The organism is Burkholderia arboris (genome assembly GCF_038723655.1).
In the GTDB taxonomy this organism is placed as follows: domain Bacteria; phylum Pseudomonadota; class Gammaproteobacteria; order Burkholderiales; family Burkholderiaceae; genus Burkholderia; species Burkholderia arboris.
Map to the genome: position 1 here is coordinate 3,223,875 of NZ_CP109822.1, position 22,262 is coordinate 3,246,136.

Annotated in this window: 16 protein-coding genes; 9 read left to right on the forward strand and 7 right to left on the reverse strand. The window is 67.8% G+C overall.

All coding sequences use genetic code 11. From position 1 onward, the window contains the following. Positions 1-80: 80 nt before the first annotated feature. The 4 genes from OHZ10_RS31915 to OHZ10_RS31930 all read left to right on the forward strand — a co-directional run bounded on the left by OHZ10_RS31915 (position 81) and on the right by OHZ10_RS31930 (position 3,470). Positions 81-959, forward strand: a complete 879-nt coding sequence (locus OHZ10_RS31915) for an alpha/beta hydrolase (RefSeq protein ID WP_196486614.1) — start codon at positions 81-83, stop codon at positions 957-959. A gap of 76 nt (positions 960-1,035) precedes the next feature. Further along, entirely contained in the window at positions 1,036-1,929 is an 894-nt protein-coding gene (locus OHZ10_RS31920) for a LysR family transcriptional regulator (RefSeq protein WP_059239153.1), read from the forward strand. A gap of 157 nt (positions 1,930-2,086) precedes the next feature. Beyond that, positions 2,087-2,413: a carboxymuconolactone decarboxylase family protein gene (locus tag OHZ10_RS31925; RefSeq protein ID WP_059239151.1), complete on the forward strand. Its 327-nt coding sequence runs from the start codon at positions 2,087-2,089 to the stop codon at positions 2,411-2,413. Between the two features lie 49 nt (positions 2,414-2,462). Beyond that, positions 2,463-3,470 carry an aldo/keto reductase gene (locus OHZ10_RS31930; protein ID WP_342705345.1) on the forward strand — a complete coding sequence of 336 codons (1,008 nt, stop codon included), beginning with the start codon at positions 2,463-2,465 and terminating at the stop codon, positions 3,468-3,470. 100 nt (positions 3,471-3,570) lie between these two features. Here the strand turns inward: OHZ10_RS31930 and OHZ10_RS31935 are convergent, their stop codons facing one another. Both OHZ10_RS31935 and OHZ10_RS31940 read right to left on the reverse strand, forming a co-directional pair. After that, the gene (locus OHZ10_RS31935) at positions 3,571-3,801 is read right to left on the reverse strand and encodes a hypothetical protein (protein WP_059240912.1); all 231 of its coding nucleotides are present in this window, start codon (positions 3,799-3,801) and stop codon (positions 3,571-3,573) included. Between the two features lie 207 nt (positions 3,802-4,008). Continuing rightward, positions 4,009-4,908 (reverse strand): hypothetical protein, encoded by a 900-nt coding sequence (locus OHZ10_RS31940; protein WP_059239147.1) that lies wholly within the window; start codon positions 4,906-4,908, stop codon positions 4,009-4,011. 78 nt (positions 4,909-4,986) lie between these two features. Here OHZ10_RS31940 and OHZ10_RS31945 point away from each other — a divergent pair, with 78 nt between their 5' ends. Further along, positions 4,987-5,325, forward strand: coding sequence for a helix-turn-helix domain-containing protein (locus tag OHZ10_RS31945; protein ID WP_059239146.1), 339 nt, complete (start codon positions 4,987-4,989; stop codon positions 5,323-5,325). Positions 5,326-5,461: 136 nt separating this feature from the next. After that, positions 5,462-6,307 (forward strand): GNAT family N-acetyltransferase, encoded by an 846-nt coding sequence (locus OHZ10_RS31950; RefSeq protein ID WP_342706010.1) that lies wholly within the window; start codon positions 5,462-5,464, stop codon positions 6,305-6,307. 106 nt (positions 6,308-6,413) lie between these two features. Here the strand turns inward: OHZ10_RS31950 and OHZ10_RS31955 are convergent, their stop codons facing one another. The 3 genes from OHZ10_RS31955 to OHZ10_RS31965 form a co-directional block, all read right to left on the reverse strand. Beyond that, complete coding sequence (locus OHZ10_RS31955) at positions 6,414-7,247, reverse strand: tetratricopeptide repeat protein (protein ID WP_342705346.1); 834 nt, start codon at positions 7,245-7,247, stop codon at positions 6,414-6,416. Between the two features lie 64 nt (positions 7,248-7,311). Further along, the gene (gene pbpC / locus OHZ10_RS31960) at positions 7,312-9,723 is read right to left on the reverse strand and encodes a penicillin-binding protein 1C (protein ID WP_340625719.1); all 2,412 of its coding nucleotides are present in this window, start codon (positions 9,721-9,723) and stop codon (positions 7,312-7,314) included. A 54-nt stretch (positions 9,724-9,777) separates the two neighbouring features. Continuing rightward, positions 9,778-15,777 carry an MG2 domain-containing protein gene (locus OHZ10_RS31965; protein WP_342705347.1) on the reverse strand — a complete coding sequence of 2,000 codons (6,000 nt, stop codon included), beginning with the start codon at positions 15,775-15,777 and terminating at the stop codon, positions 9,778-9,780. A 285-nt stretch (positions 15,778-16,062) separates the two neighbouring features. Between OHZ10_RS31965 and OHZ10_RS31970 the strand changes: the two genes are divergently transcribed. Further along, positions 16,063-17,331, forward strand: a complete 1,269-nt coding sequence (locus tag OHZ10_RS31970; RefSeq protein ID WP_342705348.1) for a lipoprotein-releasing ABC transporter permease subunit — start codon at positions 16,063-16,065, stop codon at positions 17,329-17,331. A gap of 17 nt (positions 17,332-17,348) precedes the next feature. On the opposite strand, the gene OHZ10_RS31975 is transcribed toward OHZ10_RS31970, so the two are convergent. Continuing rightward, positions 17,349-18,161, reverse strand: coding sequence for a hypothetical protein (locus OHZ10_RS31975; protein ID WP_342705349.1), 813 nt, complete (start codon positions 18,159-18,161; stop codon positions 17,349-17,351). Positions 18,162-18,713: 552 nt separating this feature from the next. On the opposite strand from OHZ10_RS31975, the gene OHZ10_RS31980 reads away from it, so the two are divergent. Beyond that, a complete protein-coding gene (locus OHZ10_RS31980; protein ID WP_342705350.1) occupies positions 18,714-20,678 on the forward strand; it encodes a Xaa-Pro dipeptidyl-peptidase in 1,965 nt (654 codons plus the stop codon). A 131-nt stretch (positions 20,679-20,809) separates the two neighbouring features. Continuing rightward, positions 20,810-21,178 carry an NUDIX domain-containing protein gene (locus OHZ10_RS31985; protein WP_059239132.1) on the forward strand — a complete coding sequence of 123 codons (369 nt, stop codon included), beginning with the start codon at positions 20,810-20,812 and terminating at the stop codon, positions 21,176-21,178. A 25-nt stretch (positions 21,179-21,203) separates the two neighbouring features. Here the strand turns inward: OHZ10_RS31985 and OHZ10_RS31990 are convergent, their stop codons facing one another. After that, positions 21,204-22,133 carry a 2-hydroxyacid dehydrogenase gene (locus OHZ10_RS31990; RefSeq protein WP_059239130.1) on the reverse strand — a complete coding sequence of 310 codons (930 nt, stop codon included), beginning with the start codon at positions 22,131-22,133 and terminating at the stop codon, positions 21,204-21,206. Between the last annotated feature and the right edge of the window lie 129 nt (positions 22,134-22,262).

The following is a 22,262-nucleotide window of genomic DNA, read 5'->3' on the forward strand; positions in this document are numbered from 1 at the left end:
AAAGGCGCGGTTGCTAGAGTCGCCGGAACAGGGTTTTCCCGGCGCCCCGCGCCGGACTGGGTCGACACATGCGAGGATCGATGAACCTGGCACGTACCTTCTGGCTGCTTCTGCTGATCGCCGTCGCGAGCCCTGCCTTCGCGTTCCATGCGCGGGTCGTCGCGATCCCGAGCGCCGCGATGAGCGAGACGCTCAAGGCGACCGTCGTGCTGCCCGACGATTACGCACGCAGCAACCGCGGCGACGAACGCTATCCGGTCGTCTATCTGCTGCACGGCTCGGGCGGCGACCATACCGACTGGACGTCGAACACGCGCATCGCCGCGCTGGCCGACCGCTATCACGTGATCCTCGTGATGCCCGACGGCGGACACGAAAGCTGGTACATCGACAGCCCGTTCGATTCGGGCAGCCGCTACGAAACCTTCATCGGCGACGAAGTCGTGTCCTATGTCGACCTCCATTTCCGCACGATCGCGACCCAGCACGCGCGCGCGATCACGGGGCTCAGCATGGGCGGCTTCGGCGCGCTGCGCATCGCGCTCGACCGGCCCGACACGTTCGGCGCGGTCGGCAGCATCAGCGGCGCGGTCGATCCGCGCTGCTGCGAGGACGAGCCCGGCATCGACCACGTGTTCGGCGATCCCGGCCGCCATCCGTCGTTCTGGAATCGCAACGTGATCGTCGAAAGCGCGCGTGCGTTCGTGCGCGCGCATCTCGACCTGACGATCGATTGCGGCCGCGACGATTCGTTCGTCGGCTCGAACCGCGCGCTGCACGAACGGCTCGTCGCGCTCGGCGTGCCGCACGACTACACGGAACGGCCCGGCGGTCATACCTGGGATTACTGGTCGAACGCGATCCGCTACCAGATGCGGTTCTTCGCGTCCTCGTTCCAGCATCGCGGCTACGCGTACCGCCCCGCGCCCGCTGCGCCGGGCATGACGCGCGCGGGCTGACGCACGCGCCGCGCCGCCGCGCGGCCCGCCGAACGCGGTGATACGATGCGCTGGAATCGACCACCCGACTCCTTCCATGCCGCGCGACAACTTTGCGGACCTGCTCGCCTTCATCGCCGTCGCGCGCGAGCGCAGCTTCACGCGTGCGGCCGCCCGGCTCGGCGTGTCGCAATCGGCGCTCAGTCATACGATCCGTTCGCTCGAAACGCGCCTCGGCGTGCGGCTGCTCACGCGCACGACGCGCAGCGTCGCGCCGACCGAAGCCGGTGAACGCCTGCTGCAAAACCTCGCGCCGCGCTTCGACGAAATCGAGGCCGAGCTGTCCGCGCTCGCGGAGCTGCGCGACAAGCCGGCCGGCACCGTGCGCATCAACGCGACCGATTATGTGATCCGCACGCTGCTGTGGCCGAAGCTCGCGCCGATGCTGCGCGACTATCGCGACCTGAAGGTCGAGTTCGTGACCGACTACGGGCTGTCCGACATCGTCGCGGCACGCTTCGACATCGGCGTGCGGCTCGGCGACCAGGTCGCGAAGGACATGATCGCCGTGCGCATCTCGCCCGACCTGAAGATGGCGATCGTCGGCGCGCCCGCGTATTTCGCGGAACGTGCGCGGCCCGGCACGCCGCAGGATCTCGTCACGCACGACTGCATCAACCTGCGCCTGCCGACGCACGGCGCGCTGTATGCGTGGGAACTCGCACGCGGCGACGAGGCGCTGCAAGTGCGCGTCGACGGGCAAGTCACGTTCAACGGCACGTACGAAATGCTCGACGCGGCGCTCGCGGGCTACGGGCTCGCGTACGTGCCTGCCGAACTCGCGGCGCCGCACGTCGAAGCGGGCCGCCTCGACAGCGTGCTCGACGACTGGTGCCCGACGTTCCCCGGCCATCACCTGTATTACGCCAGCCGGCGGCAGTCGTCGCGTGCGCTCGCGGTGATCGTCGAGGCGCTGCGAATTCGCGCGTGAGCGTGAGCCTGAGCCGGCCCCGGCCGAACCGCGGATATCGCCCACCCGCCGCGATTCATGAATCCGTTCGATAAGTGCATGCGAATTGTTGGGGATTATCGATAGGCGCGTCGGTGACTACCATCGCCGGTATTCCCCACGTTCTCCGGAGCCCTCGATGTCCGAACCGACTTCCCCCGCGCACAAGGCATTCGGCGCGATTGCGCCCGCGCTAGCCGACTACACCGACAACGTGCTGTTCGGCGACGTCTGGCAGCGTGCCGGCCTGTCGCCGCGCGACCGCAGCCTCGTCACGGTCGCCAGCCTCGTGTCGCTGTATCGCGTGAACGAACTGCCGTTCCACCTGAAGAAAGCGCTTGACAACGGCCTCACGCGCGACGAGCTGATCGAGGCGATCACGCACCTCGCGTTCTACTCGGGCTGGCCGACCGCAAGCTCGGCGCTGCCGATCGCACAACGCGTGTTCGACGAAGCCGGCGTTTGAGCGCGGCCCTTCATTCAACCGGCAGGCGCACGCCTGCATGGAGCCTCACATGGATTACCGCTATCTCGGGCGCAGCGCGCTGAAGGTGTCGCCGCTGTGTCTCGGCGCAATGATGTTCGGCGGCGAGACCGACGAAGCGACGTCGGCGCGCATCATCGACAAGGCATTCGACCAGGGCGTCAATTTCATCGACACGGCCGACGTCTATCACGCCGGCCGCTCGGAACAGGTCGTCGGCCGCGCGATCGCGCCGCGTCGCGACAGCTGGATCGTCGCGACGAAGTTCGGCTATCCGGGCGGGCCGGACGCCGGGCCGAACCGGCAGGGCCAGTCGAGGAAATGGATCGTCGAATCGGTCGACGCGAGCCTGAAGCGGCTCCGTACCGATTACATCGACATCCTCTATTTCCATCGCGCGCTGACCGACGCGCCGCTCGACGAAGGCATGCGCGCGATCGCCGACCTGATCCGGCAGGGCAAGGTGCGTTACTTCGGACTGTCGAACTTCAAGGGCTGGCGCATCGCCGAGATCGTGCGGCTCGCGGATCAGCTCGGCATCGATCGTCCGGTCGCGAGCGAACCGCTGTACAACCTCGTCGATCGCACGGCCGAGGTCGAACAGCTTCCTGCCGCCGCGCATTACGGGATCGGCGTCGTGCCGTACAGCCCGCTCGCACGCGGCGTGCTGACCGGCAAATACGCGATGGCTGCGCAACCGCCCGCCGATTCGCGCGCCGGCCGTGGCGACCGGCGCATCCAGCAAACGGAATGGCGCCCCGAATCGTTGCATATCGCGCAGCAGGTGGCTGCGCATGCGGCCGCGCGCGGCACGACGCCGGTCGCGTTCGCGCTCGCATGGGTGATGAAGAACCGCATCGTCAGTTCGACGATCGCGGGGCCGCGCACCGAAGCGCACTGGGACAGCTACATCGATGCGCTGACGCTCGAACTCGGCCCCGACGACGAACGGTTCGTCGATGCACTCGTACCGCCCGGGCACGTATCGACGCACGGCTATACCGATCCCGGCTATCCGGTCGAAGGCCGCCAGGTCTGAAGCCGGAACGGGAGGATGAACGGACATGCCGGGCGACACGCCCGGCATGAAGAGGCACGCGCGTCGTCCGACGCGCGAATCAAGCAGCAGCGACGAATGGTCAGTTGCCGTGCGCAGCGCCTGCGCCGACGACGCGATCGAAGCATTCCTGTGCACGCGCCAGCTCGTCGAGCGCGCAATCGAGGCGCGACATCGCGCGTGCGTATTCGGCCGACGAAGCGTCGTCGTCGCTTTCGCCGCGCACCGCGCGAAACGCCTGATCGACGTTGCGCGTGGCTTCGACGAAGCGTTGTGCGGCCTGCGCTTCCCGCGAACAGATGTGGGTCGACATCGACACTCCTCCCTCAGGATTGCAGTGTGAAGCACGCCGACGCTCAGTGTGCGTGGTGCGCATGTCGGCGGCGTGAACCGCGATCCATCGAGTGTCGACGCATCGGCCGCCGCGCAGCGCGCTTCGTGCCGATTGTCCCTCTACGCTCGCCGATCCGCTACGGCGAGATTGCAACAAATTCTTGCGCGATGAGCTTCGCGCCGGGCGTCACGCGCGCCCGATGCGCGGATGCGCAAGACCCGCGAACGCAGCCGCCTCGCCCGGCGACAGGTCGAACAGGTCGCCGGTGAGATCGCGCGGATGCTCGGCTGCCGGCCGGTTGCGCAAGCGCGCCGCATGCGTGGGCGCAACATACGCGGCCGCCGTTTCGATCGGCGGCACGTCGAACAAATCGCGCGTGACGCCGCGCACGGCATCCGTCGGCGAACGGCCGCGCAAGCGCGCGACGAGCTCGACGAAGCGATCGAAATCGCCCGCGCGCGTCGCCTTGTTCACCTCCGCGAGATCGCGCGCCTTCAGCACGCACGGCTGCGCAAGCCGCACGAAATACGGCGCCTCGAGTTCGACCGACAGCGCGAGCGGGTAGCTCTTGCCCGTCTGCTCCTTCGCCCGCCCGACGCAATCGACCACGGCCGCACCCTGTGCGGCACCCAGCGGCTGGCCGGTGCTCACGCTGCGCAGGTGATCGGGAAACACGCGCAGCTGCGTACCCACCGTCAGCGCGGTGGACGACGCACACACGAGCGCGTAGTGCTGTTCGCGGCGCCGGCCCGACGGCAACGTCGAGCGGCTGGCGATGAACGTATGCGGCGGCAACGGCCGCACCTGGCCACTGGCGTCGACCCATGCATTCCACAGCAGCGCGTCCTTGCGCTCGCCCGCGCGCGGGCGCGATGCGACCGGCGAAAACAGCGCGAGCAGCGAGCCCGTGCGATGCGCGGCGACTTGTGCGCTGCTGCCGAGCGGCTGGTTGATGCCCCACAGAAAACGTCCGCCCCCGAGCCGGCGCTCCCATTCCTTGCGGAGCACGACGGTCGGCAGTTCCTCGCCGGACTCGGTACCGATCTTGGTCCAGCAGAACGTGGGTGGGAGGTGTTTCAGTGTCATCAACTTTCTCGGGATACAGCCTCGCTGGTGACAGCAAGCCCATTCAACAGCCGTAACTGTATAGGTATAATGCATTGCATGGAAGCCCCGGACCAAGATTTTCCCGTTCAAGACCTGTTGCGCCGCCTGATGGCAGATACACGCTCGTCCAGCGAAATTGCGCGACTTTCCGGGGTCAGCCAGCCGACCGTGTCGCGCCTGCGGCTATCGAACGGGCGGCGGCTGCGCCGCAGCGCGCCATTCACCAAGCTATGCAGTTTCTATGGAGTCGATACGGAGCCGTCGCGCCGCCGCTATAACGACCTGCTGCGCGACGCGATCGTCGACGCATGGGACGGGTCGGACGAGCACGGCCGCGCGCTGCTGGTCGTGATCCAGGGGTTGAAGGACTTGCAGGCGAAGGCGGATGACGGGTGATGGGGCAGTTGAAGGAAGCGCAGACCGCCCCGTCCGCTTCCACCGGCAACCCGCGCGCCGGTGACGGCATGAAATGCCCGTGCCGATTGCCGCCCCCGCGACTATGATGATTCGGTCAGCAGCGCGAGGGCGAACCATGGATCGAGACGAAGACTTCATCGTGCGCACCATGTCGGCCGACGAGGTCGCCCTGTCGGTCGAATGGGCGGCCGCGGAAGGCTGGAACCCCGGCCTGCATGACCCGCCCTGCTTCAGGGAAGCCGACCCGGCCGGCTTCTTCGTTGGCGTCTGGCGCAACGAACCGGTCGCATGCCTCGCCGCCGTCGCCTACGACGACCGCTTCGGCTTCATCGGCCTCTACATCGTCAAACCCGGGTTTCGCGGCCAAGGCTTCGGCATGCGGATCTGGCAGCACGGGATGCGCTACCTTGGAGAACGCAACATCGGACTCGATGGCGTCGTCGCGCAGCAGGCGAACTACCGGAAATCCGGCTTCCGGCTCGCATATCGCAACATTCGCTATCAGGGGCTTGTGAGCGGTATCGGATGCGCGCTGGTGACTGCGGCGGCCGATGTGCCGCTCGGGCAATTGCTCGCGTACGATCGCCAGTGTTTCCCCGCCGCGCGCGAACCTTTCATCTCGGCGTGGATTGCGCAGCCGGATGCCATTGCGCTCGCAACTGTCGATGACGGCCGTATCGCCGGATACGGTGTCATACGACGCTGCGAGGCCGGCTGCAAGATCGGCCCGTTATTCGCCGATGACGCAGATGTCGCCACCGGGCTGTTTCGTGCGCTGGCGGCACGCATGCCCGGCGAGGTCATCGTGCTCGACGTACCGGAAACGAATCCCGCGGCCGTTGCGCTGGCGGAACGGCACGGCATGACGAGCGTGTTCGAAACCGCGCGGATGTATACGCAACGCGCACCCGCGATTGCGATCGATCGTGTGTTCGGGGTGACGTCGTTCGAGCTGGGGTGACGGGACGCGCGTCAAGGCGAGCGCCGGTTCCTCCGGTTGACGCTTGCCGCCCCGTTCCGCGATCGAGGAGCGCAAAGATCCGCCATTCACGACGCCAACGCGATCGTCACTTTGACTCGGTAGCGAATGATGCCCGTTCGATCTGCGCGACGCATTGCTTGGCGGAATCTGCAACGCGGCTCTTCTGTTGCGCCGCCTTTTTGCACCAATACATGGCCGCAGCCTTGTCCGTGACAAGGCCCGATCCGCCCCATTGATAGGATTCGCCCAAGATCAGTTGCGCAACGGCATCGCCTCGATCAGCCTCTTTGCGCACGTGTTCTACAAATTTTCCATGCCAGTATGCAGCCAGCATGGAATCCTGACGCACGCCAATGCCGAGCTCATAGTCTGTCCCCAGTCGCCTTTCGGCAAGCGCATCCCCCATCTCCGCGCCACGTCTATGCCATGCGACTGCCTCGACGTGATCCTTGGGTACGCCAAACAAACCGTTTCGATAGAGTTCTCCGATCTGAGTTGCACATCCTGCATTTCCGTGATCGACGGCCTTCTTCATCAGGGCCACTCCCCGCGAAACATCCTGAGGCTGGCCGCCGGCCCCAATCACATTTCCCAGACCGACGATGCATTCGCCTTCGGCGTCACCTTGATTCGCGGCTTTCTGAAACCAGACGGTGGCTTGCGCGTGATCTTTTGGCACGCCAAATCCGGAGTCGTAGAGCCTGCCCAGACCGACTTCCGCTCGTGCGTTGCCGTGTTCGGCAAGCGGGCGCCAAAGTGCAAAGGCTGTTGCGTAGTCCGCATGCTGAAACGCCCTGTCAGCATCCTCGAGTTGGCCAGCGAAGGCCGTGCCGGCGCTTCCCAGGATCAGCGCGACCAGCGCGACGGCGCGCGTGTGCCGTGCCAAGCCGTCGACGGATTGCGAAACAGGGTGCGTCATGGTCACTCCGGTATAGCCGAAAGCGGATAACTGAAAAACGCAGCAAAGGAAGCACTGCCGCCCCCTACTGCTCCAACCCCACGCCCAACGGCCGCTGATCGCTGCGCCCGTGATCGTCGACCACCCGCACCGTATAGTTGCCGGCCGTCCGCGGCTGCCAGAACAGCGCATCGCCCGGCGTACTGCTGCCGACATACGCATCGTTGACGAACCAGTACAACGCATGCGCGCTCGCATCGGCCGTGGCGTTGAACGCGATGCGCGTCTCCTCCGTGCGCTTCACCCGCATCGCATACGTACTGCCGCGCAGCGGCGACGTGATGCGGGGCGGATCGCCTTCGACCTGCCCCGCCTCGCGACAGTCCGCATTCTGCGGCGGCCGCCGGCGCGGAATGCCCGCCTGCGCGAACACCTGCTGCAGATCCGACGGCCAGAACTCGAAGATTTCCGTATGCGTGCGCTTGCCGTCGTACGGCGGGCACGCGGCCTTCCCCGTCGCGTCGTCGATCACGACGGGCCGGTGCACGGTGCTCACGCGAATCGGCGACGTGCCCGGCATGAACCACGTCCAGCCCTGCTGCGGACACCACTCGTTCGGCAGATCGCCGCTCGCGAGGCAGATCCGCACGCGCTTCAGCCGCGGCGGCACCGCGCGCGGCGGCTCGACGAGCGTGCGCTCCGCATTCAGCGCATCGACGACCTGGAAGAACAGCGGCGCGGCCGCATCGACGCCGACGAACGCCGTATTGGTCGAATTGTCGAAGTTGCCGACCCACACGACCAGCACATAGGGGCCGAACACGCCGGCCGTCCACGCATCGCGGAACGACCATGACGTGCCGGTCTTCCAGTACACGGGCACGCTCGACGGCTGCGCGCCGCTCGTCTCGTCGGGGCGCAAGTGCTGGCGCAGCATGTCCATCGTCATGTAGCTCGCGTCGGCGCTCAGCAGGCGCCGGCCGGGCAGCGCCGGCTCGTCCGCGCGCAGCCGCAGCGGCCGGAACTCGCCGCGATTCGCGAGCATCGCGTACAGCGCCGCGAGATCCTGCATCGTCACTTCGCCGCCGCCGAGCACGAGTGCGAGCCCGTAGTGTTGCGCGCTCGCGAGCCGGCGCACGCCGGCTTCCTGCAGGAACTGGTAGAGGTCGGGCGACTTGAGCTGCGACGCGACCCACACGGCCGGCACGTTGCGGCTGCGGTTCAGCGCATCGGTCGCGGTGATCGGCCCGAGGAAGTGACCGTCGAAATTCTCCGGCGCGTACGGGCCGAACGAAGTCGGCACGTCGCGCAGCACGGTCTGCGGATGCAATACACCCTGGTCGAAACCGAGCGCATAGATGAACGGCTTGAGCGTGGAGCCCGGCGAGCGCCGCGCGAGCGTGCCGTTCACCTGCCCGTCGATCGAGCGGTCGAAGAAGTTCGCGGAGCCGACGAGCGCCTTCACGCCCATGTCGCGCGTATCGACGAGGATGGCCGCCGCGTTGCGCACGCCGCGCGTATCGTTGCGCGCGACATAGCGTGCGATCTGCCGCTCCAGCGTGCGTTGCAGGTCGAGGTCGAGCGTCGTCGCGAGCCGCGCGCCGGCATCGCTGTCGTCCGCCGCGCCGCCCGACGTCGCGCGCCACGCGCTGCGCGCGGCGAGCGCCTGCGCAACCGCATGCGGCGCGTCGAACGGCAGCGCGGACAGCGGCCGCATCGCGAGCGGCAATGCGAACAGCGGCTTCAGCGACGCATCGCCCGGATGCGCCGTCAGCCAGCGCGCATACAGCCGGTTGCGCGACGCCGCCAGCGCGCGGTTGATCTCGTCCTGCCCGCCACGCACGCGCCGCGCCGGGTCCTGCGGAATCACCGCGAGCGCGAGCGCTTCGGGCAGCGTCAGCGCATCGGGCATCCGGTCGAAATAGACAACGCTCGCGGTGCCCGCGCCTTCGACGTTGCGGCCGTACGGCGCGTCGTTCAGATAGGCTTCGAGGATCTGCCGCTTCGAGTAGAACAGTTCGAGCTGCATCGCACGCGCGACCTGCGCGAGCTTGCCGGCCGGCGTGCGCGTGTTCAGCTTCCACAGCGAGCGGGCGAGCTGCATCGTCAGCGTCGAGCCGCCCTGCGGATTGCCGCCGCGTACGTACGTGATCCACGCGCCGCGCGCGAGCCCGTACGGGTTGAAGCCCGGGTGCCACCAGAACCAGCGGTCCTCGTGCAGCATCACCGCTTCGACGAGCTGCGGCGACATCCGGTCGAGCGGCACCCACAGCCGGTAGCGGTCGTCCTTCGCGAGCGTCAGCCGCAGCAACCGGCCCTGCGCGTCCGTCACCGCGACCGACGACGGCTTCCAGTCGCGCAACGGCGGATGCGGCCACAGCCGGCATGCGGCCAGCATGCCGAACACGAGCAGCACGCCGACGAGCCAGTTCTGCCAGCGATGCAGCCAGCGGCCGGCGCCGTGCAGCGCGCGCCGGAGCATGGGTGCTTCAGCCACGCGCGGGTGCTCCTCGCTTTCGGCGCGGCCTGCCACGCCGCTGCAGCCGCGCCGTCATCGCACGCGCTCCACCGTCAGCGCCGCGCCGCCCGGCGCCTGCGCCTGCACGCGGCGGTCGTACATCGACTCGCCGTAAGCAGGCGGCGCAATGAAGCGGCCCGCGTTGCTCGCCTTGATCCGGTAGACGAATTCGCGCACGTCGGTCGTCGCGGTGCCGTAGATCACCACGCGGTCCTCGCGCACATCCGCGAACTGCGGCTGCCACGTCGACCCCGTCACGCCGATCGGCGAACGCCACGGCGCATCGGCCACCGGCGCCGGCGCGCCGCCGCCGGTGCTGTCACCCTCCTGCGCGTCGGTCACGGGTGGCGGCGCGATCACCGGATCGAAGCCGCCCGGGAGCAGATCGACGATCGCGACGTTGCCGACGCTCGCCGAACCCGTCGCGCGGATCTTCAGGTGTACGTCGATCTCCTGGCCAAGCGTGATCTTGTCGAGCGGCTTGCCGTTCGTGTCGGTGTAGTCGCGCACGATCTCCAGCCCGCTCTTGATCGCCTTCGTCGACGTGCCGCGATCGTAACCCGACTGGCTTGCGATCCACCACGCCGGCAACGCGCTGCCGTTCACGAAGTCGACGCGCGACGCGCCGGCCGCCCACGTGCCCGAACGCACGAGGTTCGCCTGGATCGACGACACGTCCTTCGCGCCGGCCCCCGCACGCACTTCGTCGATCGCGAGCTGGTCGAGCTGGCCCGCGTTCGACGCCGCATACGCGTCGAGCGCGAGGATCGTCATTGCCGACGACAGCGTGTTGTAACGGTTGTCGACGAGCGGCGCGGCGATGTTGTCCATCGCGCGCGGCGACAGCTTGCTCACGCGTTCCGGGAAGTGCTTCGCGAGCAGGTACAGCACGCTCGCGTCGCGCGTCAGCGGGTCGATGTAGTAACCGGTCACGTAGTCGCCGTCGGACGCGCGCTTGCGCTCGAGCAACGCCTGCGGGCCCGCGATCAGCGCGGCGGCCTCCTTGTCCTGCTTCAGCAACTGATACGACGCGGCGAGCCACGCCGCCGCGAGATCGTTCTTCCAGTCTTTCGGATACGCATCCTGCAGCCGCTTCTGCACGGCCGCGAGACTGTTGGTCGTCACGTTGCCCTGGCGCGTCAGCAGGTACACCGCATACGCGCGCTGCCGCAGCAGGTCGAGCGAGCCGAGCGAATCGTTCGCGGCGAGCTTCTGCAGATACGCATTGCCCGCGTCGAGCATGTCCTTCGGCACCGCCACACCGCGATCGCGCGCATCGAGCAGCACGTGCATCGAATACGCTGACACGAACGGATCGGCATCGGGCGTTGCACTCCACAACCCGAAACCGCCCTGCGCGTTCTGCCGGCCGCGCAGCACGTCAAGGAACTGCGTGATCGCGGTCGCGTTTGCCGCATCGGCGCCGGCTTCCGGCGCATGCATCGCACTCGTCAGCGCGCGCACCGACAGCCACTTCGCCGCGAACACGCGCGGCACGACCGCGCTCACCATCTGCTCGCTGCAGTAGTGGTCGAAGTTGACGAGATAGGACGACAGCCCTTCCGACAGCACCAGCGGCGCGGTCGAGATGCTCGCGTCGCGCGACGCATACGCGTCGTACATCGACCGCAGGTTCGGCACGCTCGCCTTCTTGCCCGGATCGACGCGTGCGATGTCGAGCTGCGTGCGGAACGCGGCGGCCGGCCGCACCGATACGTCGACGCGCTGCTGAGCGCCCTTCGCGCCGTAGCGCGCGCCGAACGACAGCGCGCCCGAGCCGAGCGTCTCGGTCGCTTTCACGCGGAACATCGCGACGCCTTCATGCTGCGGCGCAAGCGCGACGTTCTGCGTCGCCGGCCCGATCACCTGCAACTGCGGGCCCGTCTTCAGCGTGACCGCCACTGGCACCGGCTGGTTGCCGACGCCCGTCAGGTTGTTCGCGACACCGACGCTGACGTCGGCCTCGTCGCCCGGCGCGAGCGTCGTCGGCACGTTCGGCGACAACACGAAATCGCCGCGCACCGTCGTCGCGCCTTCGAACGTGCCGACCAGGTCCGGCGACACCGACACGGCCATCACGCGCAGCTTCCCGTTGAAGTAGTCGGGCACCGTGTAGCTCAGGCGCGTATCGCCGTTCACGTCGACGATCCCCGACCAGTAGACGACCGGCTTGTCGCGCTTGCGCTTGAACGGGTTCAACTGGCGACCGATCGCATCGTCGGCGTCGCCGCCGGGTGCGGCCATCGCCATCAGCTTCTCGAAGTCCGGCAGGATCAGGTCGAGGATCTGCGACGTGCCGACTTCGAGCATCCGCTTGCGGAAGAAGAACTTCAGCGGATCGCCGAGCTTGTAGCGTGCGACCTGCAGGATGCCTTCGTCGACCGCGAACACGACGACCTTCGCCGGCTTCGCGGAATGCACGGTGAAGTTGACGGTGTCGCCCGGCTTCACAAGCGCCGGCGCATCGACGCTCACCGCGTTGCGGCGCGCGTCGAGGTTCACCGAGAACGGCACGACGCCGTAGCTCAGCGGGCTCATGAAGATCTCGTCCGACGACGGATCGCGGATGTACTGCACGTTGATGTAGCCGTTGCCCTCGAAACCGGCCGGCACCGTGATGTGCTGGATCGAGCTCGTCGTATCCGCATGGAACCACGCATGCGCATACACCTTGTCGCGCTCGATCGTGATCAGGCCGCTCCCCGCGTAAGGCGCGCGGATCGCAATTTCCACCTGCTCGCCCGGCTTGAAGTCGTGCTTCGCGAGGCTCACCTGCAGCTCGGCGTTGCGGTCGAGCGAGCGCGTGACGTTCGCGGCGCCGGTGACCGAATACTCGATCCGGTTCACCGCGGTGCCGTCCGCGCGGCGGATCACGAGCGCATAGCTGCCCGGCTTGTCGGTACGCAGCGCGAAGTCGAGCCCGGCCGCCGGAATCGACAGCGGCTTCTCGTCGACCGGCACTTCCTTCAGCCGCGAATCGTATTTGTACGCGCCGGAATCCTGCTTGGTCAGCACCGACACGTAGCGTTCCTCGACGAGTTGCGCGCGCAGGTCCTTCACGTCGATCGCCTTCGCGACCGGGTCGATCGCGACGAGCCGCACCGTGCGCGGGCTGGCGCGTTTCACGTAGCCGAGATCGTCGACCGACTTGTAGCCGACCAGCCAGTCGTTGTTCGACACGAGCGTCTGCGCGTTCGCGGCGACGTTGCGCCCGCCTTCCGCTTCATACGCCTTCGCCTGGAAGTAGAGCTGGTAGGTCGCGTCCGCGTACTTGTCGAGATCGAGATCGAATTCGGCATGGCCGCGGTCGTCGGTCGTGCCGTCCTGCAGCGTCGTCGTATAGCCCTCCTTCGCGCGGCGTGCATCGAAGAAGTGATAGCCCTGCCAGCTACGGAACGACGGCCACACGGGACGCAGCGTCAGCGTCGCCGCGACGCGGCGTTTCTCGGCCGGCGTGCCGAACAGGTTCTGTGCATCGACGATGCCCTTCAGCCCCTTCGGCTTCACCCACCCTTCGACGACCTGCTGCGACAGCTTCGCGTCGACCTTCATCCGGTCGGGCAGGAATTCCTTCACCTGCACGGTCGTGCTGCCGATCGGTTCGGCACCCGGCTGGCCGTCCTTCACGATATACAGGTTGACCGTCCACGTGCCGGTCGGCGCCGTTTCGGCGGTCGTATAGCCGAGCTCGGTGAAACCCGTCGCGTCGACGGTCACCGGCTTGCGCTCGACGGTGATCCCGCGCGGGTCGACGATCTCCGCCTGCAGCGGCACGCCGGCCGGGCTGCGCGCCCAGCTGGCCGCACGCACGATCAGGCCGATGTGGAACGGATCGCCGGGCCGGTACAGGCCGCGATCCGAGAACAGGTACGCGGACAGCTGCCCCTGGCCCGTCGCGTTGCGTTCGCCGTCGACGTCGAAGCGCGAGAAGTCGAGCTGGCGATCGCGGCCCGCCACCGGCAGGAACGACAGGTCGGTGTCCTTCTTCACGACGTACAGCTGCGGACGCTTCTCGCGGTCGAGCCCCTTGAACGCGGGGAAATGCACGACGCCGTCGGCGCCGGTGGTCTGCGTGAACAGCGCCTGGCCGTTCACCGCGAGCACCGACACGGTTGCGCCCGCAACCGGCTTGCCGGTGCGGATCGACTGGATGAACACGTCCTGGCTGCCGTCCAGCGAACGCTTGACCAGCATCCCGAGATCGGTCACGACGATCAGGCGCGTGTCGCCGAGTGCGCTGTCGCTGTTGTCGCCATTGCCGCTGCTGTCGCCCGAATCGGCATCGCCGGACTGATCCTGGCTGCCGTCGCCGGACGATGCATCGCCGTCCTTCGCATCGTCGGCTTTCTTCTTCTCGGCCGCCGGGTCGTACTGCGACAGGTGTAGCAGGAACACGCCGCGCTTGCCGCCCTTCAGGTACTGGCCGAGATCGATGCCTTCGTAATGCGCCTTGCCGGGCTCGCCGGCCGGGAATGCGCGCGTCTGCACGAAGCGCTCGACGATGTGGTCCTCGCTGAACGAATAGGACAGCTCCGGCCGCGCGTACGTGCCGTTGTTGAAGCTCACGAGATGCTGGATCTGGTCGGGCAGCACGCGGCCGATCTCGACCTTCATCCCCGGCAGGTTGCGCGACACGACCGACAGCCGCTTGCTGCCGCTCATCGACAGCAGCGAGCCATCGGCCATGAAGCGCAGCAGCTTCGGATAGTCGGGCACCGTGAACGCGCTCGTCACGGGCTTGCCGAGCAGGTAGCCGCCGGCCGATTTCAGGTCGCCCTCGAACCGCACGACGACGCGGTCGCCCGGTGTCGCGTGATACTTGAAGCTCTGCAGCGTCGCGAAATCGTTCTCGGTCGGCACCGCTTCGAGCGGCAGCGGCTTCGACTGCTTCAGCACCGCGTCGCTGATGTCGGCCACGTTCCATTCGTACGGCGGATCGTCGTCCGACTGCTCGACACCGGGCTTGCGCTTCGGCAGCACCCATGCCTTCGCGCGTGCGGCGAGATCGACGCTGCGCACGCCGTCGGACGTTTCGGCGACGAGCACCTGCTCGGGCTCGTAGCGCTCGTTGTCGACGAGCGTCGGCGCGACGTTGCCGATCGACAAACTGTAGAGCCCCGGCACGCCGACCGATGCATGCAGCACGTCCGGCGTGCCGTTGCCGCCGCGCGCGCTCTTCACGCCCTTGTCGACGTCGAGCCGCACCGACAGCGGATCGCGCGGGATCTCGAGCGGCTGCGAGTAGACCCACGCGCTCGTCTTCATCTTGTCGTAGTTGACCGTGTAGCGCAGCGGCGACGCGGTCTTGCCGTCGCGGCCGACCAGCACGAGGCCGATGCGCTTCTCGAATTCGGCCGGATCGACCGGATAGTTGAAGTGCAACTGCAACAGCGCCTGCTTCTCCGCCGGATTGTCGGGGTTCTGGTAGAACTCGTTGTTGCCGAATGTTGCGGCGAACGCCGGCAGGTCGAACGCGAATCGATCGTCGCGCATGATCACCTGCGGCGCGAACACGCGATGCACCGCGAAACGCACCTCGACGTGCGCGCCGACCGGCCAGTCGGCCGCCGGCGTGAAACGCAGCGTCTTGTCGTCGACCCACTCCCACGCGCCCTTCAGCGCGGGCGTCATCTCGATGCCGTCGCCGGCCGGCTTGCCGACCCGTTCGATCGGCGCGGCCGATTGCGCGAACACGACTTCCAGCGGATGCACGGTGATCTTCGGCTTGTCGGTATCGTCCACCTCATAGGTGGTGATCGCCGGCGCCTTCACGGTGAAGCTGACGGTTTCGGGCTCGGGCGGCTTCGGGCGGTGCTTGAACCAGTACCCGCCATAGCCGAGCGCGGCCGCGAGCAGCACGAGGCCGCCCGCATGCCACGGACGGCGGCGCACGGCCGCGGCGGTGGTGCCCATCCACGCGGGCGCCGTCCACGACACGTCGCCGACCAGCGGCCGCAGCGCGCAGCCGAGCAGCCACCAGACGAAGCCTGCGACGCGAATCGGCAGAAGCAGCAGGAAGCGCAGCAAATCCATTTGTTATTTCCTTGTCAAGGACATGCTGCCCGACGCGGCAACCTTCCCCGAATTGTTATGGGTCTGTGACGGCGCGGCCCGGTTGCGCCGTATTGCTTGGTATGTTCGACCGGATGCTGGCCGCCATTATCGATCAGACCCGAAACGATGGAAATATCGGCGTGCCGGCGCGCAACGCCGCCAGATGACCGGCCGGTCGGACGGGCCTGGGTCCGGCGCGCGCGACCTCTGCACGCGGCCGCGCCGCGTTCGCTAGAATGCGCGGCTCGGCAGGATCGAATCGAAATGAAAGGAAACCGCTTGAAACTCCCGTTCGAATGGCAGATCGGGCTGCGCTACGCGCGCGGCGGCCGGCGCTCGGCCGGCGACGGCTTCGTGTCGTTCATTGCCGGCGCCGCGATGGCCGGCATCGCGCTCGGCGTCGCCGCGCTGATCGTCGTGCTGTCGGTCATGAACGGTTTTCGGACCGAAGTGCGCGACCGGATGCTGTCGGTGCTCGCGCATGTGGAAATCTTCTCGCCGTCCGGCTCGATGCCCGACTGGCGGCTGACCGCGCACGAGTCGCTGCAGAACCCGGCCGTGCGCGCGGTCGCGCCCTATGTCGACGCGCAGGCGCTGCTGACGAACGCGGGCAGCGTGACGGGCGTTGCGCTGCGCGGCATCGACCCCGTGCTCGAGCCGCGCGTGTCCGAGATCGCGCGCAAGCTGAAGACCGGCCGCCTCGACGCGCTCGTGCCGGGCGAGATGGGCATCGTGCTCGGCTCGGCGCTCGCCGACGCACTGCACGTGAAGATCGGCGACCGCATCACGTTCTTCGCGCCCGGCAACACCGCGCGCATCGGCGAAGCGCTGCCGCAGTTCCGCCAGTTCAACGTGGTCGGCACGTTCGAATCGGGCCATTACCAGTACGACAGCGCGCTCGCGTACATCCACATCCGCGACGCGCAGAAGCTGTCCAACGTGCGTGCACCGACCGGCATCCGGCTGCGTCTCGACGACCTGCAGCGCGCGCCGGAGATCGCGCTGGCGCTGTCGCGCACGCTGTCGGGCGACCTCTATATCCGCGACTGGACGCGGCAGAACCGCACGTGGTTCGAGGCCGAGCGGCTGCAGAAACGGATGCTGTCGCTGATCCTGATGCTGATCGTCGCGGTCGCCGTGTTCAACCTCGTGTCGTCGCTCGTGATGACCGTCACGCAGAAGCAGGGCGACATCGCGATCCTGCGCACGCTCGGCGCGCCGCCCCGGTCGATCATGAAGATCTTCGCGATCCAGGGGATGACGATCGGCCTCGCCGGCACGCTGGCGGGCGTCGCGCTCGGCTGCGCGATCGCGGTCAGCATCCCGTGGGTGCTGCCGGCGATCGAGCAGTTGCTCGGCATCCGCTTCCTGACGCCGTCCGTGTACTTCCTCAGTTCGCTGCCGTCGAAGCTCTCGGCGGTCGACGTGCTCGAGATCGCGTCGGCCGCGTTCCTGATGTCGTGCGTCGCGACGCTGTATCCGAGCTGGCGCGCCGCCAGGGTACGGCCAGCCGAAGCGCTGCGCGACGAATAGGCGCAACCGGCGCGGCGTTACGCGATCTCGTGGAAGCCGACGCTGTTGCTGCCATCCGGCGTGTAGCCGGCGAGCACGTCGAAGCCGACACCGAACAGCTCCATGCGCATGCCATAGGACTTCTCGCCGGACCGGTCGACGAAGATCGCCGCGCCCGACGACAACTGGCGCGCGGTGTTCAGCAGCGCGAGCGTGCCGCGCGCGCTGCCGGCCGATGCGTCGATCGTCAGCGCCGTGCCGTCCTGCGCGGTGAAGTGCCCGCCGGGCGGCACCGGCGGCGGGTTGTCCGCGACCGACCGGTTGAGCAGGCTCATGAACTGGAAGCGCGCGTCGGCGCCCTGGCTGGCCGCCGCGCGATCGCCGTCCGTGAACGTATCGCCGCGCACGGCCGCGCCTTGCGCGGCGATATCGACGGCCTGCTGGTGAAAATCGCGCGTCGCGAGCACCAGACTGGCGTTCGCGTTCAGCGTCGACTCGACCCAGGTGCGATCGCTGTCCGTCAGCGTCTTCGACACGACCTTGATCCGGCCGTTGTCGGTCATGAAGTCGAATTGCGCATCGGCCAGATCCGGGCGCTTCGCAACGATGTCCTGCATGCTCGTCGCGAGTGCGTCGGTCACGCCGCGCAGCTTCATCGTCAGGTCGCCCACCATCGACAACTGTCTCGTCAGCGCCGCCTGCATCGCTTCCGGATCCAGCGCCCGGATGCCGATCGGCGGGTCCTGCGGTTTGCCGGACGCTGTCGCGTCCATCTCCTGGCGTCCGTCGAGCGCCGCCTGCGCCCGCTGCGCGAGCGACAGGCCGCCCGCCGCCGTGACCGAAATCGTCATGCCCTCTCTCTCCTTTCAGAATGTTTTTTCCTGTTTACGGACGGATTCCGGGGAAGTTGAGACGGCATGCCGCTGGTATGCCAAAACTTTGTTTGACCCACACTAAAAAAGTTTGACACGGACATTTCACTGAGATAACTTTTGCGCAAGCTTCCGGAAAGCAATCCGGCCAGCCGTGCCGACTCGCGTCGCGCTTTCCTGCCGTTGCAGCACCGCCGTTCGCAACATTCCCGCCTCATCGCATCGTGCCGTTCCGTTTCATCCGAAACCTGAAGGAAGCTCGGGCATGCCCGCATTTGATTCGCACTCCTGCATTTACTTCGTGCCGACGCCGCCCTGACGAATTCCGCCCGGGGCAAAGCGATCGCCCCGGCCCCGGCCGCGTTGCGCATCGCGTGACGCGTGCCGGCACCGGGCGAGACCCCGTGCGTCTCGCCCGCCGGTTTTGATGGTGCAGTTCCGTTTCATCCGACGCAGTACCCGGTCAGGCCGCAGGGGGCGTATCGCGAGCCGCGCCGGTTCCAGACAATCACAAGAGACGAGGTCGATTCAATGAACATTCATCGAACCGGATTCCGGCGCGCGTGGCTTCCCGCGCTCGTGGCGGCCACGACGCTCGCCGCGTGCGGCGGCGACGACGGCGGCAGCGTGGCGGGGGTATCCGCACTCGCGCAGGGTCAACAGCAGGGAGCCGCCGCCGCGGCGGCCGATGCGCAGTCGCTCGCGTCGCACGTGTCGCCGTCCGGCGTCCCGTACGCGAATCCGGCCAGCAACGGACGCTACAAGCCGGTGATCAGCAACGGCCAGGTGCAGCCGTCGCTGTCGGGCGGCACGATCGAGGAAAACGCGTGGGTCGACACGCCGGTCGATTCCGACGGCGACGGCACGCGCGACCGCATCCACGTGCGCATCGTGCGGCCGTCCGAAACCGCGAACGGCGCGCGTACGCCGGTCATCGTGCTTGCGAGCCCGTACTACGCAGGGCTCGCCGACAGCCCCGACCACAACGTCGACGTCGAGCTCGACGGCACGCCGCATCCGGCCGCGGCCGCCGGCGCACCGGCCTCGGCGTCCACGCGCATCCTGGCCGCCGCGCCGCAGTCGCGCATGCTGCAGCAGGTCGAAGCGGCCGCCGCCGGCCGCTCGTGGATCGAAAGCTACTTCGTGCCGCGCGGCTTCACGATCGTCTACGCGGATTCGCTCGGCACCGCCGGCTCGGACGGCTGCCCGACGATCCTGACGCGCGACGAATCGGTCGCGATGGCATCGGTGATCCGCTGGCTCGGCCGCGACGCGACCGCGAAGGACGCCAACGGCAAGACGGTCGTCGCGAACTGGTCGACGGGCCACGTCGGCATGTACGGCGTATCGTACGACGGCACGCTGCCGAAGATGGTCGCGAGCCTGCGCACGCGCGGGCTCGACGCGATCGTGCCGATCGCCGGGCTGACGAACATGTACGGCTACTACCGCTCGGGCGGCCTCGTGCGCGCGCCGGAAGGCTATCAGGGCGAAGATGTCGACGTGTACATCAAGGCGCTGCTGACGAACGCGCATCCGGAGCGCTGCACGCACCTGATCGACGAAGCATTGCAGCAGGAAGACCGCAAGACCGGCGACTATTCGCCGTTCTGGGCCGCGCGCGACATCCCGACGGGATTCGCGGTGGCACCGGCACTCGTCGCGCAGGGGCTGACCGACGACAACGTGCGCGTCGACCAGTCGACGTCGTGGTATCTCGCGATGCGTCGCCAGGGCGTGCCGACGCAGCTGTGGCTGCACCGTCTGAAGCACACCGACCCGACGCGCGTGCCGGCGATGGGCGAAGCGTGGACCGCGGAGGTCAACCGGTGGTTCACGCGCTACCTGATCGGCTACAACAACGGCGTCGAACGCGATCCGCGCGCGGTGATCGAGCAGGCCGACGGCACGCTGCTGAAGGAAGCGGACTGGGCCGCACGCCGCGCGACGCCGGTCACGTACTTCGCGGGCGGCGACGGCGCCGGCACCGGCACGCTGCTGCGACTGCCGACCGGTGGCCCGCTCACGCGCTTCACCGACGATGCGCGCATTCCCGCGCTCACGCTGGCGAACGCACCGACGGGCGAAAACCGCAGCCGCTTCGAAACCGCGCCGCTGACGGCCGCCACGCGCCTCTCCGGCTCCGCGACCGCACGCGTCAGGCTGACCTTCACCGGGGTGGCCAACGTGACCGCGCTGCTGGTCGATCGCGCACCGGACGGCACGGCCACGATCGTCACGCGTGCCTGGACCGACCCGCGCAACCGCTTGTCCGATTGGGTGTCGCAACCCGTGCTGCCCGGCATGCCGTACGACCTGAAGCTGACGTTCATGCCGCGCGACTACAAGCTGGAAGCCGGCCACCGGCTGGGGCTCGTTGTCCTCTCCAGCGACTACGAAGCGACGCTGCGGCCGACGCCGGGCACGGGCCTGACGCTCGATCCGGCCGGCACGTCGGTGACGGTGCCGCTGGCTTCGTCGACGACGGGCGCGTAGCCGCACGCCGGCTGCCGGCGTAACGGCACTGCCTCCCCCGTCCGTGCGCTCATCGGCGCGGGCGGGGGATCGCTGCAAGAACGGGACACCTGCGTTAGGCTGCGGAAGTCGAACCTCTCCGGTGAACCCGCATGATCCCCCTCAGCGCCAAAGCCATCGTCCGCGACGGACGCTCGGTCCTGTTCCTGCGCAATCCGCGCGACGAATGGGAGTTGCCGGGCGGCTGGCCCGAAGCAGGCGAATCGCTCGAAGAAGCCGTCATCCGCGAAGTGCAAGAAGAATGCGGGATCGTCGCCTCGGCGATCCGCTACGTGGCCAGCCGTTCGTGCGAGGTCGTGCCGGGCAAGCGCGTGCTCATCGTGTGCTTCCAGTGCCAGGTCGATCGTCATGCAATCGTCCTGAGCGACGAGCACAACCAGTTCGCCTGGATCGACCTCGATGCCGACAAGCCGGCGAACCTGCCGGATTTCTACTGGACATTCTGCAGGCAGGCGGACTGATTCGCGCCCGCGCGCTTTCCGGCGATCACACCGGCGTCAGCACCGGCTGCCCCGCGAAATGCCGCGCCGCGTTGTCGAGAAACTGCTGCACCGAACGATCGAGCGCCTCGGGCGACCAGCCGCCCATGTGCGGCGTCAGCACGACGCTGTCGAGATCCGTCAGCGCGCGCGGCGGTTCCGGTTCCCCTTCGTACACATCGAGCCCCGCGCCCGCGATGCGCCGTTCGCGCAGCGCGTCCGCCAAAGCAGCGGTATCGACAACGCTGCCACGCGATACGTTGACGAGAAAGCCGCCGGGGCCGAGCGCGTCGAGCACCGCGCGATCGATCAGGTGCCGCGTGCCGGCGCCGCCCGGCGTGGCGACGATCAGGAAATCGGCCCACTGCGCGAGCGCGTCGACGCGGTCGAAGTAGCGGTGAGGAACGGCCTTCGGCGAACGGTTGTGATAACCGATCTCGATGTCGAAGCCGGCCGCGCGACGCGCGCACTTCTCGCCGATCTTGCCGAGCCCGACGATGCCCAGCTTCTTGCCCGACACGTTCGGCGGCATCTGCAGCCCGTCTCGCCATACGCCCGCGCGGGTTTTCGCATCGAGCTGCACGACGTTGCGCACCGCCGCGAGCAGCAGCGCGAACGCGTGATCGGCGACGCAATCGTCGTTGGTGCCCGCACCCGTGACCACCGTGACGCCGCGCGCCTTCGCATGCGCGACGTCGATGTGCTCGTAGCCCGCGCCGAGCGCGCTGACGAACGTGAGTTGCGGCAGCCGGTCGATCTCGGCGGCAGTCAGCCCCGTGCTGCCGTTGGTCAGCACCGCGCGAATCGCGCCGCCGTGTTCGGCGATCGCGCGTTCGCGTTCGTCGGGTGTCGGAGCATGGCGCACGTCGAACGACGCGGCGATCTCGCGATGCGCGTCGCCGCGCAATGCGATGAGGACGAGCAACTCGGGCTTCATGTCAGCAAGTGTCCACAGACGGGAATGAATTTCAGTGTAACAAGCCTGCATGACCGCTGCGGGTTATCCCCACACCGGCTGTGGACGCGCCGCCGCACGCGGTTTGCCAAAGCCGGCTCAGTCAAGTAA

Bases quoted from the DNA above. Each gene is read 5' to 3' on its own strand.
- OHZ10_RS31915 (WP_196486614.1), top strand. From the start codon at position 81: ATGAACCTGGCACGTACCTTCTGGCTGCTTCTGCTGATCGCCGTCGCG.
- OHZ10_RS31920 (WP_059239153.1), top strand. From the start codon at position 1,036: ATGCCGCGCGACAACTTTGCGGACCTGCTCGCCTTCATCGCCGTCGCG.
- OHZ10_RS31925 (WP_059239151.1), top strand. From the start codon at position 2,087: ATGTCCGAACCGACTTCCCCCGCGCACAAGGCATTCGGCGCGATTGCG.
- OHZ10_RS31930 (WP_342705345.1), top strand. From the start codon at position 2,463: ATGGATTACCGCTATCTCGGGCGCAGCGCGCTGAAGGTGTCGCCGCTG.
- OHZ10_RS31935 (WP_059240912.1), bottom strand. From the start codon at position 3,801: ATGTCGACCCACATCTGTTCGCGGGAAGCGCAGGCCGCACAACGCTTC.
- OHZ10_RS31940 (WP_059239147.1), bottom strand. From the start codon at position 4,908: ATGACACTGAAACACCTCCCACCCACGTTCTGCTGGACCAAGATCGGT.
- OHZ10_RS31945 (WP_059239146.1), top strand. From the start codon at position 4,987: ATGGAAGCCCCGGACCAAGATTTTCCCGTTCAAGACCTGTTGCGCCGC.
- OHZ10_RS31950 (WP_342706010.1), top strand. From the start codon at position 5,462: ATGGATCGAGACGAAGACTTCATCGTGCGCACCATGTCGGCCGACGAG.
- OHZ10_RS31955 (WP_342705346.1), bottom strand. From the start codon at position 7,247: ATGACGCACCCTGTTTCGCAATCCGTCGACGGCTTGGCACGGCACACG.
- OHZ10_RS31965 (WP_342705347.1), bottom strand. From the start codon at position 15,777: ATGGATTTGCTGCGCTTCCTGCTGCTTCTGCCGATTCGCGTCGCAGGC.
- OHZ10_RS31970 (WP_342705348.1), top strand. From the start codon at position 16,063: ATGAAAGGAAACCGCTTGAAACTCCCGTTCGAATGGCAGATCGGGCTG.
- OHZ10_RS31975 (WP_342705349.1), bottom strand. From the start codon at position 18,161: ATGACGATTTCGGTCACGGCGGCGGGCGGCCTGTCGCTCGCGCAGCGG.
- OHZ10_RS31980 (WP_342705350.1), top strand. From the start codon at position 18,714: ATGAACATTCATCGAACCGGATTCCGGCGCGCGTGGCTTCCCGCGCTC.
- OHZ10_RS31985 (WP_059239132.1), top strand. From the start codon at position 20,810: ATGATCCCCCTCAGCGCCAAAGCCATCGTCCGCGACGGACGCTCGGTC.
- OHZ10_RS31990 (WP_059239130.1), bottom strand. From the start codon at position 22,133: ATGAAGCCCGAGTTGCTCGTCCTCATCGCATTGCGCGGCGACGCGCAT.